Genomic DNA, 17,560 nt, shown 5'->3' on the forward strand with positions numbered 1-17,560 from the left:
GTGGGGGGTGAAGTGGGGGGTGAAGTGGGGGGTGGAGTGGGGGATGTTGTGGGGGGTGGCGTCTTGTGGGGTCCACATGGAGCGGACTCATAGTGGTGCCGCGGCCCCAACGGCTTCTAGGGAAAGGCGTGTTCGGAAACCTGTCATGGCGGGAACATGACACCTTGCCCGCCCGGGATGGACATCGGCCCTCCACTCCGGTACGCGCTCCTGCACGGCCCCGCAGCCCGCAGCACCACCGCCCCCACGGCTCCCCACAGCACCGCTCGGGAAAGGCGACCAGCATGCTCCCCCACTCGACACCCGCCACCGTCACCGCCACGGCACCCGCCACCGCCACCGCCACCGCCACCGTCACCGCCACGGCACCCGCGCCCGCCTCGCCCTCCGCCTCCGCGCCCGCCTCCGCCTCCGCCTCCGCGCCCGCCTCTGTCTCCGACTCCGCCCACGCTCCCGCGGCCGAGGGCCTGCTCGTCGCGCTCGGCGTGCCCGAGGGCGCGGAACGGCTGTACCTGCACATCCTGGCCCGCCCCGGCCGGAGCACGGACGACCTGCGCACCGATCTCGCCCTCGGGCGCGAACAGGCGCTGGCCGCACTGGAGTCACTCGCCGCACACGGCCTCGTCCAGCGTGAGCCGGGCGCCCCGGCGTGCTGGTCCGCCGTCGCGCCGGACATCGCGGTCCAGGCGCTTCTGCTCCGCCGCGAGGAGGAGTTGTGCCGTACGCGGGGCCGTATCGGGGAGCTGATGCGTACGTACCACAGCGCCCAACAGCACCCGGTCGACGATCTGTTGGAGGTGGTGACGGGACGGGAGGCCATCGCGGAGCGCTGGCGCGGCATGCAGGAAGGGGCCCGCCGCCGCATGCTCATCTTCGACAAGCCGCCGCACGTGGCACGCGCCGACGCCGACCTCGAACTGCCCATGCTGGACAGAGGTGTTCAGGTCCGCGTGGTCTACGAGGCCGAGTCGCTCGGCGCGCCCGGCCGCATGAAGGAGATCCACGAGTTCGTCGAAGCGGGCGAGGAGGCCCGCATGCTGCCGGGTCTGCCCTGCAAACTCGCCTTGGTCGACGACACCTGGGCCATGCTTCCCGTCTCGACCGGCTCGGAGCTTCGCGGCGCCCTGTTCATGCGGGCGCCCTCGCTCCTCGAAGCCCTCGTCGCGATGTTCGACATGTACTGGCACCGCGCGGTACGCGTACCGTCCGCATCCGGCGCCACCGACGCGCCCGGAACCTCCCGCACGGTGGGCGAACGCCGCCGGAAGCTGCTCACGCTGCTCTCCGCCGGTCTGACGGACGACAGTATCGCCCGCCAACTCGGGGTGTCCCCGCGCACGGTGCAGCGCTGGGTGCACGAGGTGATGGAGACCCTGGGAGCCCGGACCCGCTTCCAGGCGGGGATCCAGGCGGCTCGGGCGGGCCTCCTCTGACGGGCCGGCCCTGGGGCCTGTTCCGCCGGGCAGACCCTGGAAGCCTGTTCCGCCGGGCAGGTCCGGTGGCCTGTTCCGCCGGGCAGATCCAGGGTGCCTGTTCCGCCGGGCCGGTCCCGGCGGAACAGGCGTTCAGGACGCCTGCCCGCGTGACCGTCGTGTCACAGCGGCCGCGATGACGCAAAACCAACCCTGCGCGCCCGGTGAGCCCCGTGCGCACCGTGTGCTCAGAGCCCGCTGAGAACTTCCTGTGCCAACGTGACGCGTCCTGATCGACATGTTGCGCAACCTGATGGAGGAGTTTCCCGGTGAGTCTGGTCAACGGCCTGCCCGCGCACGTTCTGCTCGTGCACTTCGTCGTCGTGCTCGTCCCCCTTACCGCACTCGCGCTGGTGGCATGCGCGATCTGGCCGGTCGTGGCGCGGCGCATGGGGATCGTGCTGCCGTTGCTCGCCCTGGTCACCCTCGCGAGCGTCCCGCTGACCACACAGGCGGGCGAGTGGCTCGAGAGGCACGTGGGCAGCGACGCGCTGGTGCGACGGCATGCCTCGCTCGGCGACGGGCTCCTGCCCTGGGCCGGTGGACTGTTCCTGGTGGCCGTCGGCGTCTGGTGGGTCACCCGCCGCGCCGCCGACACCGGCCCCGACGCCACGACCGGCTCCGACGCCCCGGCCGCCACCCGTGCACCGGCCGTCCCGATGCGCATCGCCGCCACCGTGCTGGCGCTCGCCGTCTCCGTGGGAGCGGTCGTCGACGTCTACCGCGTCGGCGACTCGGGAGCCAAGGCCGCGTGGCACGACGGCTTCTCCAAGACGGCGTCGAGCGGCGCCGACCACGACTGACGGCACATCGCGGCAGCGTCTATTTCCGGACAGTCTGCCGGTCGCAGTGGTGCGCTACGGTCGCGGCGAACGCCTGGGCCAGCGGGGAGAGGGCGTCCCAGCGGCGTACCGCCCACCCGGCGGCGAGCGCGGGGAGCGCGGGGATGGGGACCAGCCGCAGGTCCGGGTGGCCAGGCCCGCTCCAGGCGGGCAGGGCCGGCACGACGGCGACCCCGAGTCCCAGTTCGGCCAGCAGGATCGCCGTGTCCCAGTCGGCGACGCTGGTGTCGAACACCGGCCGGACGCCGGCCTCCGCGAGCCACGCGCCGAGTTGCAGGCGCGAGGTGGAGTTCCGCGGGAGCCCGATGAGCCGGGCGTCCTGCAGGTCGCCCGGCTCGACGCGGTCTCTGCCCGCCAGCGGGTCGGACACCGAAACGGCGAGCGCCCAGGGGATTTCGACGACGGGCCGTTGCTCCACGGCGCGGTCCGTGGGCCTCAGGGTGACCCAGGCGAGGTCGACGCCACCGGCGGAGAGCGCGTCGTAGCAGCCGCGGCTGGAGGTCTCGGTCTGGAACTCGAGGCTGGCCCGGGGATGACGCCGCCGGAAGTCCACGACAGCCGCGGACATGAAGTGCCGGACCGTCGTGGCCCCGGTCGTGACCCGCACCGATCCGCCCTCGGCGCGCGCGAGCTCCTCAAGTCGGCGCAGGGCGTGGTCGATGCTGCCGAGGCCCTCGGTGATCGCGGCGTGCAGTATGTGTCCGGCCGGGGTGGGCACCACGCCCCGGGTGTGGCGGTCCAGCAGGCTCAGCGCCAGCTCCCGCTCCAGCCGCTTGACGTGCTGGCTGACCGCCGACTGGGTGCAGGACAGCTCTCGGGCGGCCCCGCTCAAGGAACCTGCCCGGCAGACGACGCTGAAGACGCGGAGATCGTCAAGGGTCATGAGGAGCCAAGCTATCGCTTGGGTGGGTGCCAGCAAAACCGTTGATTGACTTGGGTCTTGGGGGCGCCGGATCATGGCGGCAGGGCCCAGGGCGGCAACCCGCAGGGCACTCACCCGATCCGGACGCGGTGCGGTGAGCGCTTGGCGGGTGCCGACCCGTCCCGCGCCGGCCTTCGGAAGACACACCGCGGTCCGGGCGCACCTGTTCCCTTATTGGTCCGTCCCACCACCCGGTTGAATGGACCTTCCGAGCCCGCCAGAGGTCGCCCGGGGGCCGGGGGCCGGGGGCCGGGGTCTCCGGGGCCCTGGACCCCCGTGCCCCCCGGGTTCCGGAGTTCCCGGATCGCGTGCCCCTGGGTTCCCGGGTCTCCGGGGCCCCAGGTTCCCGAGTCCCCGTGTCCCCGTGTCCCCGGGTTCGCGGGTCTCCGGGGCCCTGGACCCCGTGTCCCCGTGTCCCCGTGTCCCCAGGTCCCCGTGCCCCCGAGCCCCGGAGACCCCGAGCCCCCGATCCTCCGCCCGCCCCCCGAGGCCCCCGAGCCCCGAAGGAGCGCAATGACGACAGGAGTGCAGCACATGAACCAAGCCCCGCTGACAGTGGCCATTCTGGGACCCGGCGGTGTCGGGGGTCTGATCGGCGCACTGCTCGCCCGTGACGGTCACCGCGTCGTCTGCCTGGCAGGCGAGGCGACCGCCGCCACGCTGAACCGCCACGGTCTGCGCGTCGAAAGCGTCCAGTACGGGGACTTCACCGCGGCGGTGGAGGCGGACACGCGGTTGCGGGAGCCGGTCGACGCCATGTTCGTGACGGTCAAGCAGACCGCCTTGGACGAGGCGCTCGACCGCGTTCCCGCGGCCACCCTCGGTACGGCGGTCGTGATCCCGTTGCTCAACGGCTTCGAGCACCTCGGCGTACTGCGCGAGCGCTGTCCCTCGGCGAACGTCGTCGCCGGCACCATCAAGGTCGAAGCCACCCGCGTCGCGCCGGGACGCATCAGCCACTCCAGCCCCTTCACCAACATCGAACTGGCCGGCCCCCTGGACGAGTTCGCGGCTCGTCTGCGGCACGCCGGACTCGGCGTGGACCTTCGAGACGACGAGACGGCGATGCTCTGGGACAAGCTCGCCTTCCTCGCCCCGCTCGCCCTGCTCACCACCCGCCATCGCGCGGACGTCGGAACCATCCGAGGCGACCGCCGCCCGGAACTGCTCGCCGTGCTCGGTGAGATCACCGCGGTGGCCCGCGCTGTCGGCGCGCCGGTGACGACCGAGGCGGTGCTGTCCTTCTTCGACCGCGTCCCGCCCACTATGAGGTCCTCGATGCAGCGTGACGCCGACGCCGGACGCCCGCTCGAAGTCGACGCCATCGGCGGAGCGGTCCTGAGGACCGCGGCCGCCCACCACATCGACGTCCCGGCCACGGCCCGGCTGGTGGACGAGGTCACGCGCCTGACGGTCCGGGAGGCCTGACCCGATGCGGCGGCGACCCGTACCCTCCTGGCGATCCACGGACGACGCACAAGGGCGCGTCCCGGACCCCGCGGCGACACGCCCCACCACCCAGGACCTCTCCCGAGCCCAGGACGTCTCCCGTGCCCAGGACGTCTCCCGTGCCCAGGACGTCTCCCGGACCCGGGGCCTCTCCCGGACCCGGGACCTCTCCGGCACTCGGGACCTCTCCCGCGCTTGGGACCTTCTTCGCGCCCGGGGCGCGGGCGAGACCGAGCACCCCGGCGGCACACTCCTCGACCACCTCGACCGCGTCACCCATCTGCTGGCCGAATGGGGCGCCGATCCGGACGTGCAGGCCGCCGGACTGTGTCACGCGATGTACGGGACCGACGGATTCGACCACGCCCTGATGGGCACCGACGAGCGCACGCTGCTCTCCGGGGCGATCGGCGAACGGGCGGAGGCCCTCGTCCACCTCTACGCGAGCTGCGACCGCGGCGTCGTGTATCCGCGGCTGGCGGGCGAGCGGCCGGTGGTCTTCCGCGACCGCTTCACGGGCCGTGAGCACACCCCGCCGGAAGCGGACGTGCGCGCCTTCGTCGAGATCACCGTCGCCAACGAACTCGACGTCCTGTCGCACAACACCGAACTCGCCGCCCGCTACGGCGCGTACCTGCACCATCTGTTCACCCACGCGCGCGACCTGCTCTCCGCACCTGCGTGGGACGCCTGCGAGCAGCGGCTGGGCCGTTACGCGCAACCCGGACCGGGCATCCGGGTCACCGGCCTTGACCACCTCGTACTGACCGTCGCCGACATCGAAAGGACCGTGGACTTCTACCGGCGCACCCTGGGCATGCGCGAGGTCTCGTTCGGCGAGGGACGCCGCGCACTGACCTTCGGCACCAGCAAGATCAACCTCCATGAGGCGGGCCGCGAACTCCTCCCCCGCGCCACGCACCCCACCCCGGGCAGCGCCGACCTGTGCCTGGTCACCGACACCTCCCAGGAACAGATCCTGGCCCACCTGGCCGCCTGCGGAGTACCCGTCCTGGAGGGACCGGTCCCGCGCACCGGCGCGCAGGGCCCCTTCACCAGCACCTACGTGCGTGATCCGGACGGCAATCTGATCGAGATCAGCACCTACGACTCCGCGCCGGCACACGTTCATCGGCTCCACGTGATCACGGCCTCGGCCGAACGAGCCGAACGACATGAGCCAGGATGATGAGGCCGATCCCGACCACGACCACCGATGCGTGCTTGAAACCTCCGCACGCGACAGGCAGCGCGCCTGCTCCCCAGAGTCTCGGCTGTCGAACGTGGCGCTGTAGCCATTTCCCGGGCATACGCCCAAGCAGCAAGCCATGTACACCGAGAACGGCGCACGTGAGCCACAAGATCCCCTGCAGTAGAAACAAAAACAGAACGATGGTGGCGAACGAAGGTGAACGGCCCCCCGATGCGCTTGCGACCTATCTCTCGTGCGGCTCTCTCGTGCGGCAGTCTCGCACGGCCGTGTGGAGCCGTACCGGCTGGACCTGCTGGCTGTACGCGGGCCGGGCCCCCGTGATCGGAAGGCGGCTCGCGGGACGGGCGCACGCGCATCGGCTGGTATTACTGGGGCATGCAGGAAGAGACGGCACGTTCCGCGATCGACACGTTCATCTCCGCGTTCAACGCCTCGGACGACAGCTATGTGACTGCCCTGCTCTCCCAGGCCCTGACCTCAGACGTGGTCTTCTGGGGGCCGTTGGGTCGCAGCGAGGGAATCGCGGCGGTCGAGCGGTTAGTCCTGGACATCCGGCGCCACCCGGCGGGGACGGGCACGATGGTGCGCTGCTCAGCGGTGGACATGCCTGGCGAGTGGGCCCGGTATCAGTGGGTCTTCACCACGCCGGATGGAGGCCCCCGCCTGGCGGGAACCGACGTCGTCCATCTGCGGCGCAGCCTCATCGACCAAATCATCGTCTTTGCGGGGGAGATCGAGCCGGCCGCCTCCTGAGCGGATGGCCGCCTCCTGAGGGGATGATGCCCTTCTCCTCCCCCGGAGCGCCGCACAGCCGGGTCTCGCGGCCCCGGTGGAGGATACCGAGAGTCGAACGCGTGAAGGCTGCCCCCGCCACGCGTTCCGCAGGTTCGTACGCCCGTACAGCGGGAGCCACATCTGTCCTGACCTGTGGCGGGGCCGCTCAGACGCCTCCGCGCGAACGGGTGCGGACGGAGTCGAACGCAACCAGAACCGCGACCACGAGAGTCCAGCCGCTGATCACGCTCCTTGGCCACCGGTTCCGGTCCGCGCCCATCCGGTCGATCTCGACGTCGTTGCTGCGCGTCCAGTACCCGCCGATCGCGGGGGCGGCGGGCAGCAGCCCGTCCGGCAGGAGCCGGGCGAGGGATTCCCGGACGAGGGGTTCGATCGCACGCCCCCGCCGGCTCGTCCACTGCTCCTTGATCCGGCTCAGCGTGAGGTCTCCCCGCATCCGCTCGATCTCCCCCATGCGCGGGTCCACGAACGCGAGCCTCACCTGCTCCGTCGTGCCAGAAACGCTCCGTAGTCCCAACGGTAACGACGACCACTGGCATCGAGGTGGGCGGCTGCCGAGCACTGCGAGGCGGCCCGCGCGTGTCTGCTGGCCCTGTTCGCCGGGGTCCACTCGGGCCCGATCACAGCAACTGTGAGCAAACCCGCGACCAGACACGTCGAAGGGCCCCACCGCGAACGGTGGAGCTTCGACATCGTGCCCGGTGAGGCACTGGCGGAGGATACGAGATTCGAACTCGCGAGGGGTTGCCCCCAACACGCTTTCCAACTGTTCGCCCGTGTGTCCAGCCGGGTTCGCCCCTGTTCTGACCTGCGGCACAGCGTCTGGTCTCGGCCTCTTCGAACCCCCTTGAACAGAATTGAATGCAACCCGGACTGCACCCTTCTGGCGGTCAGCCGGCAGTTGTCCATCGCTTGATTACGGCGGGGATGCTGTAGGTGGCCGGCCAGATCCGGAGGTATACCTGCTCAACGGCCTCGGGGGCGTCGTACCCTTCCTCGCCTGACTGGCGGACGTTTTCCAGGTTCGCCCGCGACGCACGGACCCGCACGAAGCCCTTGGGGACTTCGAAGCGCGCAGCGTCCGGTAGGTAGTCGGTGCAGCCCAGAACCGCGATGCGGCCGGTAGGCACCTTGATGCTCGCTTCCACCACGTGGTCGAAGGCGTCGCTGTCGTCACCCGGCGGATGGTCGAGCAGCTCGACCGTCACCGCGACGTGCGTGTTGACCTCAGTGCCGATGCCGAGCGTCTGCTCCGATACGGCGAGGGCGTCCGACACCGCCTCCTTCGTCCACGCCTCGCCCAGATCGTCTTCCGCGTCCTCGTCCATCACGTGCAACTGGAAGTAGTCTGCGAAAAGCCGCAGTCGTGTGGTTGGCACCAACCGATGACCCCTCTCTCACTCCTCTTGCTGGTCAACGTCTCGTGAGACTCTTCAGACGCTCGCTGCGAGGCGGCGTGCGGCGTCGAGCCAGGGCGTCGGTTGCAGCCCGTCCTCGGGCATCATGACCTCCTCCTCCCACCAGCCGGTCCCGTCCAGCCAGGAGGTCAGCCATCGGGCCAAGGACGGCGAGTCCAGGAACCACGCGTCGGCCCATTCGTCAGGGCCGGCGTTCGGCTCGAAGAGGAGAACGGGAGCGTCGGGGGCCAGGCAGTCGACAGCGGCGTACATGCCGCAGCCCCAGTCCAGGATCGGCAGCACACTGCGCGGCCAGTATTCCGAGTGAGTCGTCCGGAGCGGCCCGTACTCGGCCACGGCGGTTCGCCCGTCGCCGACAAGTGGCAGAAGGGTGTAGTCAGGGCCGAAGCCGCCGTTGGCAACCTGAAGGTACAGAAGGCGGAGCAGCGGCGGCAGGCTGAAGCCGAGTACCTGCTCGGCGTCGGCGATGTCCTGTTCGCTGACGCACGGGGTAAGGACTTCTGTCTCCTGCTCAGCGCGGTCACGCACGCGCAGCAGGAGTTCGGACAGGTTGTTCATGCAACCGCCCCTTCGCTGGCGAGATGCCGGTCGATGACGTCTGCGGACTCAGGTGCGAGCCGGTAGATCCCCTGCAGGCTCAGTGCCCGCAGGAGCCGACCGTCCTCGACGTACTTGAGCTTCCGCTCGCCCCGTCGCGAGGTGAACGTGAGGTGTTCCAGGTGGTTCCCGGGCAGCGGTCGGTCGAACCTGAGCGGGCTGCCGGGCGGCCCCAGCACGACCTCGGAGAGGCAGCCGCTCTTCAACGGGCGCCAGTGGATCAGCTTGGGATAGTCCTCGTCGGCCAGTTCCGCACCCGCCCTGTCGTAGTCGACGATTCGCTGGACCTCCATCGAGCAGACCGGGTACAGCGCAGTCCGCCAGGCCCGGACAGCGAAGATCCGGTCGCCGGGCGCGACGCCAGCACGCCGGAAGCTCGGACGCGACTGATGGGGTCCGCCGAACAGCGCCGTCGGGCGCTGCCCCCTGAAACCTCCGCGTATCAATGCACGGCACAGGTCATTGGTCCACAGCACGGTGTAGGAGTTGGCCACGGCCCCGAACATAACGGTGGGTACCGACAGTGCGTTCAGTTACCGGTCCAGCAGGTGGTGCATGACGGCTTCGGGGATGGCGGGGTTGGCGGCGGCGCCGGCTGCGGTCGCGGTGTCGTGCAGGAGGGCGGCCAGGACACGGGTGGGCAGGCGCGGGTCGGCGGCTGCCTCGTCCCGTATGCCGTGGTGGGGGTCGTCGAGCATTCGGATCACGGATGCGGCGGACAGGCGCTGGTCGCGCAGGGCGCGCCAGCGGACACCTGAGTCCGTGTCCATGCTGAACCGTTCCACCAGCTCGGAGGTCGACTTCGGATCGAGGAGAGCGAGCTCGCGCGTACGGGGGTTGGGATCGTCCGCGTAGCGCAGGGTTCCCTGTCGGGGGAAGTTGGGGTGCTCGATCATCCGTGCGGCCGAGTAGCCGTTCCAGCTCCGCGCCATCTCCAGCAGTACGTCGGCCGGGGCCTGGGCACAGTGTTCCGCCAGGAAGAGCCGGACGACCCAGTCCTTGTCGTGCGCCAGCAGGTCGACCACGTCGGGTGGCAGGTTCTTCGCGCACGCGGCGCTGCGGCGGAGCATCACGTGCGTGGAGGTGGCGCAGCGGCGCATGGCCTCCTCGTCGTCCTCCAGGTCCCGGACCCACGGGAGAGGATTGCAGCGGGCGCTGGGGTCGAACTCGACGGCTATTCGGGAGCGTTCCGCTTCGGTGAGGTCCGGGCGGATGGAGACCAGCCAGCGAACGTTGGGCTCCGGGTCCCGGCCGAGCAGGGCCACCAAGTCGGTGTCCAGGTTCGGGTTCTGGGCGGTGGCGCTGCGCAGAACGGTCTCGGTGCCGTGGACCAGATCTTCGGCCAGCTCACGGGCGAGAAGGCAGGTACGGGCAGCGCGTTCTCGCGCATCGTCGCTGGGGAGTTCGGCGAAGTCGGCCGCCGAGAGCGGGACGGAACAGTGGTACTGCAGGAAGGCTTCGGTTCGCACCTCGGCATCCGGGTCTGCGAGGAGGGCTGCCTGCGCCGAAGGGGCCAGGTGCATCCAGGCACGTGGGGCGGCCACCTTGCGTACCTGGGGGTCCGGGTCGGCGGCGAGCGCGGCTAGATGCCGCACCGGCAGATCGCGGTGGAGGGCCAGTTCGGCGCGCACGCGCGGGCTGGGATCGGCGGCGAGCTGGGCGTACGTCGCGGCGGTGAGCGCTGCTCGGTTGTCCACTGCGCATGTGAGGAGGATCCACCGGTGGTGGGGCTCAGGGTCGTGGAAGAGTTCGGCGCGTTGCTCGGCGTTGAGTAGCCATCGCTCTGCCAACGGTTTGCGTACCCGCCACTCGGGGTGCGCGACCCAGGCCGCGACCACGTCTTCGGGGAGTTCCCGATAGATGAGCCAGGACGGGAGCCGCTCCTCGGGAGCGATGTCGAGGAGACGGAGCAGCACGGACGAAGACGCGAAGCGGTTTCTGGCCAGCCCGTCACGCCATGCTCCCTGCAGCCCGGCGGAGGCAGTCTTCCACCGCAGGACGGTGTTCCAGTTGGCCTCCCGCTCCTCCGGGCTCTCCGCAGCCCGGGCCTGTGCCGACGACTCCAGCCAGTCGGTGAAAGGGGCGATGGCGACGAACCAGACCGCGTACTCCTCGGTGGTGGCGCCCAGGACACTCTCTCCGTCGAGGGACATCGCCACGAATTCCGGTTGGCCCGCCCTCGGGCCGAGAAGCCCGGCGAGATCCCAGTGCTCCGCCAGCCGCACTCGGGTCCAGTGGCCGTGTTCACCGCAGGTGCAGCCCTGGTTGGCGACGCTGATCAGGAACTCTCCGTCCGTATTGATCACGTCGTGCTCGACAGCGAGCCGGTGCCACTGCTGGTTCGACTCGGCGACCAGGTCGGGATGGTCGTTCGGCACAGCGAGCGTGGGCTCTGCGTTCCCTGCGATCACCGGCCGCCAGGCGGCCGGTGCGGGCCGCGCATCGGAGACTCGGCCGTGGCCGACTACCTCCAGGCCGGCGCGATGAAGCAGTTCACCCAGTGCACTCCTGTCACCCATCACGACGGTCGTTTTCCTCTACGGCCAGTGATCGTCGTGCTCTGGTGGGGTGTGCTCGCGTATCGTCCGTGGGGTGGTTGACGCCACCGTGGCGGCCCGAAGCGATATCGCCGACAGCGTGCTCGGAGGGCTGATCGATGCCTTCGGTCTCGGAGACGTGCGGGAGCGTCTTTATCTCGCTGATGGTGCTCTGCGTCATTCGGGAACCTTGGTGGAGCGGACAACTGACAACGCTTCACCTCCCTGTTGAAGGGGCTGCACGCGGTGTGCCGCAACGCCGAGGGCAGGGTGGCCCTCACCATTGTGTCCCCGATGATCACCGATGCGTAGGCATGCGTCAGACCTGGTTGTAGAGGGTCGCCAGGTCGATCAACCGGATGTCCGGGTCCGCCGCCGGTGCAGCGTGCGCCATGTCGTTGAATCCGGCTCCGCTGAAGCACAAGAGCTGTGTATTCGTGGTGTCGTATCGGCCTGCCAGCGTGATGAGGTCGCGGACGTGCCGGAGACGTTCGATGTGGGCAGCGCCCATGGTGTCGTTCCACTTGGCCTCGCCGATGGCCAGCAGGGGTGGCTTGGTGCCATCTGCGATTCCGATGACCGCCACGTCGACCTCGTGGCCGGTACGGGCCTTGGGGTCGTGAACGACACCGTGTCCAACGCGGGCCGGCAGACCGCCGAGCAGTTCGGGGTCGGCGTGATGCAGGGCCCAGTCCCGGCAGACCTGCTCGAAGTGGGGCCCGAGGACGTTGCTGACGAAGCGGCGACGGCTGGCCTGCCAGACCCGTGCCGCGCTGCCCGGGCGTTCGAGCTGGTCCCAGACCGGTCGCATGATCGCGTGGTAGAAGCCGATCAGCGGTTCGGCGATGCGGTAGGTGGGTCGGTTGTCGCGGAAGGCGTCCGCGTCCCGGTGCAGCAGGCCCGCGTCTTCGAGGACGTTGATGGGGTGGGCGATGTCGGTGGCCTTGCGTTCCAGGTAGCCGGCCATGCCCCCGCGTGTGGCGTTGCCGTCGGCGACGGCGGCCAGGACGGACAGGTACAGGGCGGTGTCGCGAAGGTCGGGTTCTTCGGCCAGCAGATAGCGGGCCTCGCGGAAGAGGGGGGTTTCGGGGTTGAGGACGGTGCGGACGACCCAGTCGTCGAAGTCATCCGGCCCTTTTGGCGTGTCGCCGCGTGCGAATTCGCGCCGATAGGCCGGGGTCCCGCCCACGATCGCGTTCACCTTCACGGCCAAGTGGGGGTCGGTGATGCCCCAGAACTCGGCGGCGAGGCGGTGATCGAGGGGGCGGACGACCAGCTCCAGCCCCGCCCGTCCCCGCAGAGGGGCGTTGCCTGAAAGCAGCCGGCCCATGAAGGACAGTGCCGAGCCGCACAGCAGCAGCCGGGTACGGGAGCCGGTGCGCTGGTCACGCAGAGGCCGCAACGCCTCTTGGATGATCGAGGGCAGCTCGGGGTTGGCCTTGGCGAGGTATGGAAACTCGTCGATCACCACGGGGACTGGCCGCTCGGCGCCAAGCGCGAGCAGAGCGTCGACGGCCTCTGCCCAGTTGGCGAAGTGGAACGGGCTCGCGGGGCGGACGTGCGCGGTCAGCGCTGCGCTGATCCGCCGTAGCGACTCGGCATCGGCGGCCTCGGTCGCACCGAAGTAGAACCCTCCGGCGGCACGGCAGGCGGCATCAAGCAGGAACGTCTTGCCCTGGCGGCGGCGGCCGGAGACCACGCCCAGAGTCGCGCCGGGCTGCGGATCGGTGATGAACCGGCTCAGCGCCGACCACTCGTAATCCCGGTCGAACATCTCGGTAGGCTTGTCCACGAGTGCTCCAGATATAGAAGTGCGTCTACATAAAACGTACTCCTACTTCTAGCGACTCACCGGCCCTGCGCTCGCCGCCCCCAAGGGTGTCCTGGCGCATCGCGAGAAATGTCGCGAATGTTGCAGGTAAATGAGACCGAAGCTGAGACCAGGGCATGCCGAAGACCCCGGCCGCTGGAGCGGTCCGGGGTCTTCGTTTCGCCTGTTCAGGCGGCTGCGAAGGATACGAGATTCGAACTCGTGAGGGGGTGCCCCCAACACGCTTTCCAAATGTTCGTCTGGGGGTTCTGGGGCGTACGGCAACGTCCTGACCTGCGGTGCAGCTGGTTCGGGCGGGGCTTCCGAACGGCGCCGTACGCCGGTGAATGAGACCAGAACTGAGACCACGGAGGGTCTTCGTTCTGGCTTCCAAGGTGCGGCTTGCTCCTCGAACAGGCCGGGTCGCCACTCCTGGATGTTGCCGTCGAAGTCGCCGTCGCGTACGTGTTGTAGGGCCGTTGCGTAACCGATCTCGATGGCCTGCGTGATCAGCTGCAGCTTTCGGCGCTCTCGTCGTTCCTCACCATGGCAGTGGATCGGGGCGGCGCTTCCACCACCAGCCGCGTGCCTCTGCTGCCTGAGTTGATCCGAGGAGTTCCGAGGCGAGCGCGTTTGTGGGGTCCTCGATCGTCAGTTCTTGGAAACGTTGGTCCAGTGGGGTCAGCGCGAGACGGAGCAGGTCTGATGCGTCCTGCGGTTCTTGATGGACGAGTTCTTCCAGTGTGTCGCGCGACTCGAGGCGCTCTCGGTAGAAGTCAGGCGGGTACCAGCCGGATGGCGCCCAGGCGTCGGCCATCTGCCGGACGAACTTCTCCCACGCTGCGAGTCGGGTGCGGGCGTACCAGGACGGGCTGCCCGCGGCGTCGGGAGCTTCGGGATGAAGCGCGCGCAGATGCTCGGCGAAGCGATCGGCGAGAGGGGCGGCTACCTGCGTTGCGCTCTGTTCACGGACGATTTCCTCGAAGCGTGTGACGGGGGTGCGGGGCAGCCGCGTCACGGGTGACTCCACCGCAGTGATCGCGTAGACGGGAATCTCGTCGTCGGAGGGCTCGAGCCTGGCCCGGGTCAGGGTGCCTTCGGCGTCGGCCAGCCAGTACGCGCTGGGCGGGGCCTCCTCCGCGGGGAAGAGGACGAGAGTGTCTGTTGCCTGTGCGAAGGCGCGAGCAAGCACGGCTTCGGCGGGGTGAGAAGCCACTGATTCCTGAACGTCGATGTCCAGGCTCATCGAGACGTCACCTTCAGTGAGGGTTGCTTCGCACAGGACTTGTGCGTCCCAGTTCCGCAGGGCCGGATCGATGGTGTCGTCGCCGACGTCCACCGCGTTCTCGTTCACACCAAGGCACTTGGCGAGGGCCTGCACAACTGTCTCGTGGGGAAGCAGCCGATCCGTCAGAAGGTTGTAGGTCATGAATAGGTCCCGTTGTAGATGGCCAGGGCTTTCTGGACGGCTTCGGGGTTGTTGACGAAGCGCGGCGCGTGGGTCAGTTGTGGCGCGGCATTGATATCACCCTTGGCTTTCGAGATCTGCTGAAGGGCCGCGTACTCGTTCCGGTCGAGCTTGGCGATGCCCTCGCCACTGTCCGGGTAGACACGTCCGGACGGCTCTACACCGTACGTGCGTCCGTTGACCTCGTAGCGGTTCGTATCCGCGTCGAACGTTCCCTTTCCGGCCGCAATGTCAGCGACGTCCTTGTTGATGTGCTGCTCGTAGCCGCGTAGGACAACGCTGTTTTCCGCCTTGACTTCTCCGCGGGCCGCTCCCCCGATCGTATGGCGGGAGTTTGGTGGTTTGAGCTCCTTGCCGGCTGCGGGGCCTTCGACTGTGGAAGTCGTTGGCCAAGGACCCTTTCCGGCACCTCCTTCCCCAGCACCGGCGGCCTCTCCTCCCGTCTGCCCGCCCACGCGCATCGCCGCACGGTCACCGGCCGCAAGGTCCTCCGGTATGCCCGCGAGTGCCATGCGGGGCCCTCCGAGGCCGACATCGATGCCGTCGAAGAAGCTGGCCATGCCGCCGGCGTTGCGTATTCCGCGGATCGCGGCGCCTCCTCCGCCGAGGGCTCCGCCGGTGAGGGCGCCGTAGAGCAGGGCCTGGTGTGCCTCGTCGAGGTTGTAGCCCTTGCTCTCACCGGTGGCCATGGCGACGGGCTGTGTGACGGCCAGGTCGACGGTGACGGATTCGATGCCTGCGAGGGCGGCGGTGGCCAGGGTGGTGCCCGCGATGGTGGCGATCTCGGTGGAGACGGTCACACCGAGTGTGGCGGCCATGTCGACAACGGCCGCCGTTGCCGTGGCGGCAGCGGCTTCGGATATGCCGGCGGTGAAGATGGCCAGGGCTGTGCCGGCCACGATCGTGGCGCCGACGATCTCCAGCTCGTGTTCGAGCTTCTTGACCGCGTGGTGCACTGTGTCGGCGTACGCGTCGAGGGCCTTGGCCATGTCGCGGGATCCGTCGATCATGTCCTGGAGCCAGCCGCGGCCGTCGTAGTAGTAGCGGCGCCAGTACGGGTCGTCGAAGGCGGATATCGCCTCGCCCTTGTTGTGCGTGATGATCGAACGGGCCGACTTGTTCGCGGCGGCTGTCACGTCCTCGAGGTCGTCGGCGAAATGCCGCCACGCCTTGGCGGCGTCCCGCAGACCGCCCTCGTCGGCGTCCGGCCACCACATGCCGGTCATGTCTTTGACGATCTTCTTCGCCTTGTCGGCGGCGCTCACTTGGCGTTGCCCCCGCCGTCGCTGCCTCCTTCGTGTCCTTGGACGTGGACCTTGCTGAACATCGAGCGGACGAGTTTCTCGTTGTCGATGTGGCCGTCGGCCATGTCGGCCATCGCGTCGTGGATGCTCTGCAGTCCCTCGGCGAGGATCGACGCGGCGTGCTCGATCTTGTGGACGTTTGGGCCGTAGACCTTGTGGAAGTCGTGGCCCTGCCTGTCGTCTCCCCACGGTGAACCGGCGGCAGCGAGCGCGGTCTTCAGTTTGGTGAGTGCCGTGGCGAGGTCGTGGCTGTGCGTGTGGAAATGAGGAGCCGTCGCTTTGAGATCGTGGATCTTGATGTCGAGTATCTTGCCGTCGCCCGGTTCGGCCATGGCGGCGTCCCCTCCCCCATTGAGTCCGCAGTTCGGCCCATCGACGCTAGTTGATCGACAGAGTGTGCGACTGCGACCTCAGCCAAGAGAGCGCAAAGTTCCGATCAAGGCCGGTAAAGCGTGAGAGGAGATGCGCCATGATCCCCGACGAAGCTGCGCAGGTCATCACCAGCTTCTACATCGCCCCACAAGACGGCGAGACCTGGTCGGTGTCGCTCAGCAACTGCGAAGTTCACGCCCGCACATCCTGGTCCGGCTACGTGGCCAGCGAGGTTCGGGGCCCGAGCCTGCACTTCACCTACACCCGTGCCGACGACGTGCCCGACGCAGCGCCTGGTGCCACCCCAAGGACGGCATCGGCCTGCCCGATCACGCGGCCCTCGAAGCGGCTGAATTCATCTCCTGGTTTCTGACCTTGCTGCTCCTCGGCGCGGACGAGCTGCGAGAGGAGGCCGACCAGGTTCAGGCCGAGTTGGCCGTGGCCGAGCAGGAGTGGCAGGAGTACGTTCCTGATGCCCATCTGAGTGGGGTCGGGGACTGGCGCGGTGGCTGTTGCTCCTCCGGAGCCGAACGGGTTCCCGTTGACATCCATCATCACGTTGAGTATCTGCCGTGCAGGGTGTGTGATGTGAACGCCGCAGCCCGCTGGTCAGTTCACGCGCACGGCCAGTGCGGCAGTGGCCGGTTCGGTGTCTTTGAGATCCCACCACTCGGTGATGTTCGCGGTGATGATCGCCCCGGCCGTCGACAGGCCGTCGTCGTCCGGTGTGGTGTCCAGCAGATGGGCCGCATCTTCGGTGAAGTCGAGGGTGAAGAGCCATTTCCGTGGCGTGGCGCCAGGGGCCGGGAGGGTCTCAGTCAGGTCGCTCTCGACATGGACGCGGCGGGAAGGGCCGCTGCCGTGCTCCACGACGCGTAGGGCCTGTATGCGGACGCCCCCTGCCCGGGGCCAGCGGGTACGCATGTGGTCGCACAGCCGTTGTGAGGCAGCGGGCAGCGGCATACAACACCTCCGGCCGGTCAGCAGAGTGCCATGGCGTTCGCGTCGGAAGCTGTCTGGGGCTGATGGCCCGTAGTGTATGCGGTTGATGATGCCTTGAGGGTGTACGGCGGTGCGGAACGCCCGGCTGCACGACGCCAGGCATACGGCTGCCACCGTGCTCATGCTGCTCGGTGTCCCGGATCGCGACATCGATCAGATCATGGGGTGGGAGCCGGGCACCTCCGCGAGCATGCGGGCGAGGTGCCTGCATGTGCCGGACGCCATGCTCAAAGATGTGGCGCGGAAGATCGCCGACGCCATCTGGGAACCCCCGGGAACGGCCACTGTGGACAAAAACCAGGACAACGAGGGTTAGAGGACAACGTCGAAGGGCCCCACCGCGAACGGTGGGGCCCTTC

General features: G+C 68.8%; 17 protein-coding genes and 2 pseudogenes. 8 read left to right on the forward strand and 11 right to left on the reverse strand.

Features of this window, described 5'->3' with window-relative positions; translation table 11 throughout:
- Positions 1 to 284: 284 nt before the first annotated feature.
- Together OFY01_RS04700 and OFY01_RS04705 are read left to right on the forward strand one after the other, a co-directional pair.
- Positions 285 to 1,433, forward strand: a complete 1,149-nt coding sequence (locus OFY01_RS04700) for a helix-turn-helix domain-containing protein (RefSeq protein ID WP_266596567.1) — start codon at positions 285 to 287, stop codon at positions 1,431 to 1,433.
- A 308-nt stretch (positions 1,434 to 1,741) separates the two neighbouring features.
- Positions 1,742 to 2,275, forward strand: a complete 534-nt coding sequence (locus OFY01_RS04705; RefSeq protein ID WP_266596568.1) for a DUF2231 domain-containing protein — start codon at positions 1,742 to 1,744, stop codon at positions 2,273 to 2,275.
- Positions 2,276 to 2,294: 19 nt separating this feature from the next.
- On the opposite strand, the gene OFY01_RS04710 is transcribed toward OFY01_RS04705, so the two are convergent.
- Positions 2,295 to 3,197, reverse strand: coding sequence for a LysR family transcriptional regulator (locus OFY01_RS04710; protein WP_266596570.1), 903 nt, complete (start codon positions 3,195 to 3,197; stop codon positions 2,295 to 2,297).
- A 573-nt stretch (positions 3,198 to 3,770) separates the two neighbouring features.
- On the opposite strand from OFY01_RS04710, the gene OFY01_RS04715 reads away from it, so the two are divergent.
- The 3 genes from OFY01_RS04715 (at position 3,771) to OFY01_RS04730 (ending at position 6,651) form a co-directional block, all read left to right on the forward strand.
- Positions 3,771 to 4,664: a ketopantoate reductase family protein gene (locus OFY01_RS04715; RefSeq protein WP_266596572.1), complete on the forward strand. Its 894-nt coding sequence runs from the start codon at positions 3,771 to 3,773 to the stop codon at positions 4,662 to 4,664.
- A 4-nt stretch (positions 4,665 to 4,668) separates the two neighbouring features.
- Complete coding sequence (locus OFY01_RS32365; protein ID WP_323135475.1) at positions 4,669 to 5,874, forward strand: VOC family protein; 1,206 nt, start codon at positions 4,669 to 4,671, stop codon at positions 5,872 to 5,874.
- Positions 5,875 to 6,273: 399 nt separating this feature from the next.
- A complete protein-coding gene (locus OFY01_RS04730; protein ID WP_266596574.1) occupies positions 6,274 to 6,651 on the forward strand; it encodes a nuclear transport factor 2 family protein in 378 nt (125 codons plus the stop codon).
- 286 nt (positions 6,652 to 6,937) lie between these two features.
- Here OFY01_RS04730 and OFY01_RS04735 read toward each other — a convergent pair.
- The 5 genes and pseudogenes from OFY01_RS04735 to OFY01_RS04755 all read right to left on the reverse strand — a co-directional run.
- Positions 6,938 to 7,153: pseudogene (locus OFY01_RS04735) on the reverse strand (DUF234 domain-containing protein); the annotation flags it as partial.
- A gap of 430 nt (positions 7,154 to 7,583) precedes the next feature.
- Entirely contained in the window at positions 7,584 to 8,021 is a 438-nt protein-coding gene (locus OFY01_RS04740) for a hypothetical protein (protein WP_266596576.1), read from the reverse strand.
- A gap of 105 nt (positions 8,022 to 8,126) precedes the next feature.
- Entirely contained in the window at positions 8,127 to 8,669 is a 543-nt protein-coding gene (locus OFY01_RS04745; protein WP_266596577.1) for an SMI1/KNR4 family protein, read from the reverse strand.
- The gene (locus OFY01_RS04750; protein ID WP_266596578.1) at positions 8,666 to 9,202 is read right to left on the reverse strand and encodes a hypothetical protein; all 537 of its coding nucleotides are present in this window, start codon (positions 9,200 to 9,202) and stop codon (positions 8,666 to 8,668) included. The genes OFY01_RS04745 and OFY01_RS04750 overlap by 4 nt, the downstream gene beginning before the upstream one ends.
- Before the next feature lie 39 nt (positions 9,203 to 9,241).
- A complete protein-coding gene (locus OFY01_RS04755; RefSeq protein WP_266596580.1) occupies positions 9,242 to 11,086 on the reverse strand; it encodes a PE-PGRS family protein in 1,845 nt (614 codons plus the stop codon).
- A 214-nt stretch (positions 11,087 to 11,300) separates the two neighbouring features.
- Here OFY01_RS04755 and OFY01_RS04760 point away from each other — a divergent pair, with 214 nt between their 5' ends.
- Positions 11,301 to 11,477, forward strand: a complete 177-nt coding sequence (locus OFY01_RS04760; RefSeq protein WP_266596582.1) for a hypothetical protein — start codon at positions 11,301 to 11,303, stop codon at positions 11,475 to 11,477.
- Positions 11,478 to 11,564: 87 nt separating this feature from the next.
- Here OFY01_RS04760 and OFY01_RS04765 read toward each other — a convergent pair whose 3' ends face one another.
- The 4 genes from OFY01_RS04765 to OFY01_RS04780 form a co-directional block, all read right to left on the reverse strand.
- Entirely contained in the window at positions 11,565 to 13,037 is a 1,473-nt protein-coding gene (locus OFY01_RS04765; protein ID WP_266596583.1) for an AAA family ATPase, read from the reverse strand.
- Positions 13,038 to 13,596: 559 nt separating this feature from the next.
- A complete protein-coding gene (locus OFY01_RS04770; protein ID WP_266596584.1) occupies positions 13,597 to 14,484 on the reverse strand; it encodes a hypothetical protein in 888 nt (295 codons plus the stop codon).
- Positions 14,481 to 15,788, reverse strand: a complete 1,308-nt coding sequence (locus OFY01_RS04775; protein WP_266596586.1) for a WXG100-like domain-containing protein — start codon at positions 15,786 to 15,788, stop codon at positions 14,481 to 14,483. Before OFY01_RS04775 ends, OFY01_RS04770 begins: the two co-directional genes overlap by 4 nt.
- Positions 15,785 to 16,159, reverse strand: coding sequence for a hypothetical protein (locus OFY01_RS04780; protein ID WP_266596588.1), 375 nt, complete (start codon positions 16,157 to 16,159; stop codon positions 15,785 to 15,787). Before OFY01_RS04780 ends, OFY01_RS04775 begins: the two co-directional genes overlap by 4 nt.
- Before the next feature lie 137 nt (positions 16,160 to 16,296).
- On the opposite strand from OFY01_RS04780, the gene OFY01_RS04785 reads away from it, so the two are divergent.
- Positions 16,297 to 16,572 carry a hypothetical protein gene (locus tag OFY01_RS04785; protein WP_266596590.1) on the forward strand — a complete coding sequence of 92 codons (276 nt, stop codon included), beginning with the start codon at positions 16,297 to 16,299 and terminating at the stop codon, positions 16,570 to 16,572.
- Positions 16,573 to 16,808: 236 nt separating this feature from the next.
- Here OFY01_RS04785 and OFY01_RS04790 read toward each other — a convergent pair whose 3' ends face one another.
- Positions 16,809 to 17,069 (reverse strand): hypothetical protein, encoded by a 261-nt coding sequence (locus OFY01_RS04790; protein ID WP_266596592.1) that lies wholly within the window; start codon positions 17,067 to 17,069, stop codon positions 16,809 to 16,811.
- Positions 17,070 to 17,271: 202 nt separating this feature from the next.
- On the opposite strand from OFY01_RS04790, the pseudogene OFY01_RS04795 reads away from it, so the two are divergent.
- Positions 17,272 to 17,517, forward strand: a pseudogene (locus OFY01_RS04795) (site-specific integrase); the annotation flags it as partial.
- Positions 17,518 to 17,560 lie beyond the last annotated feature (43 nt).

Source organism: Streptomyces beihaiensis (assembly GCF_026274175.1).
Classification (GTDB): Bacteria; Actinomycetota; Actinomycetes; order Streptomycetales; family Streptomycetaceae; genus Streptomyces; species Streptomyces beihaiensis.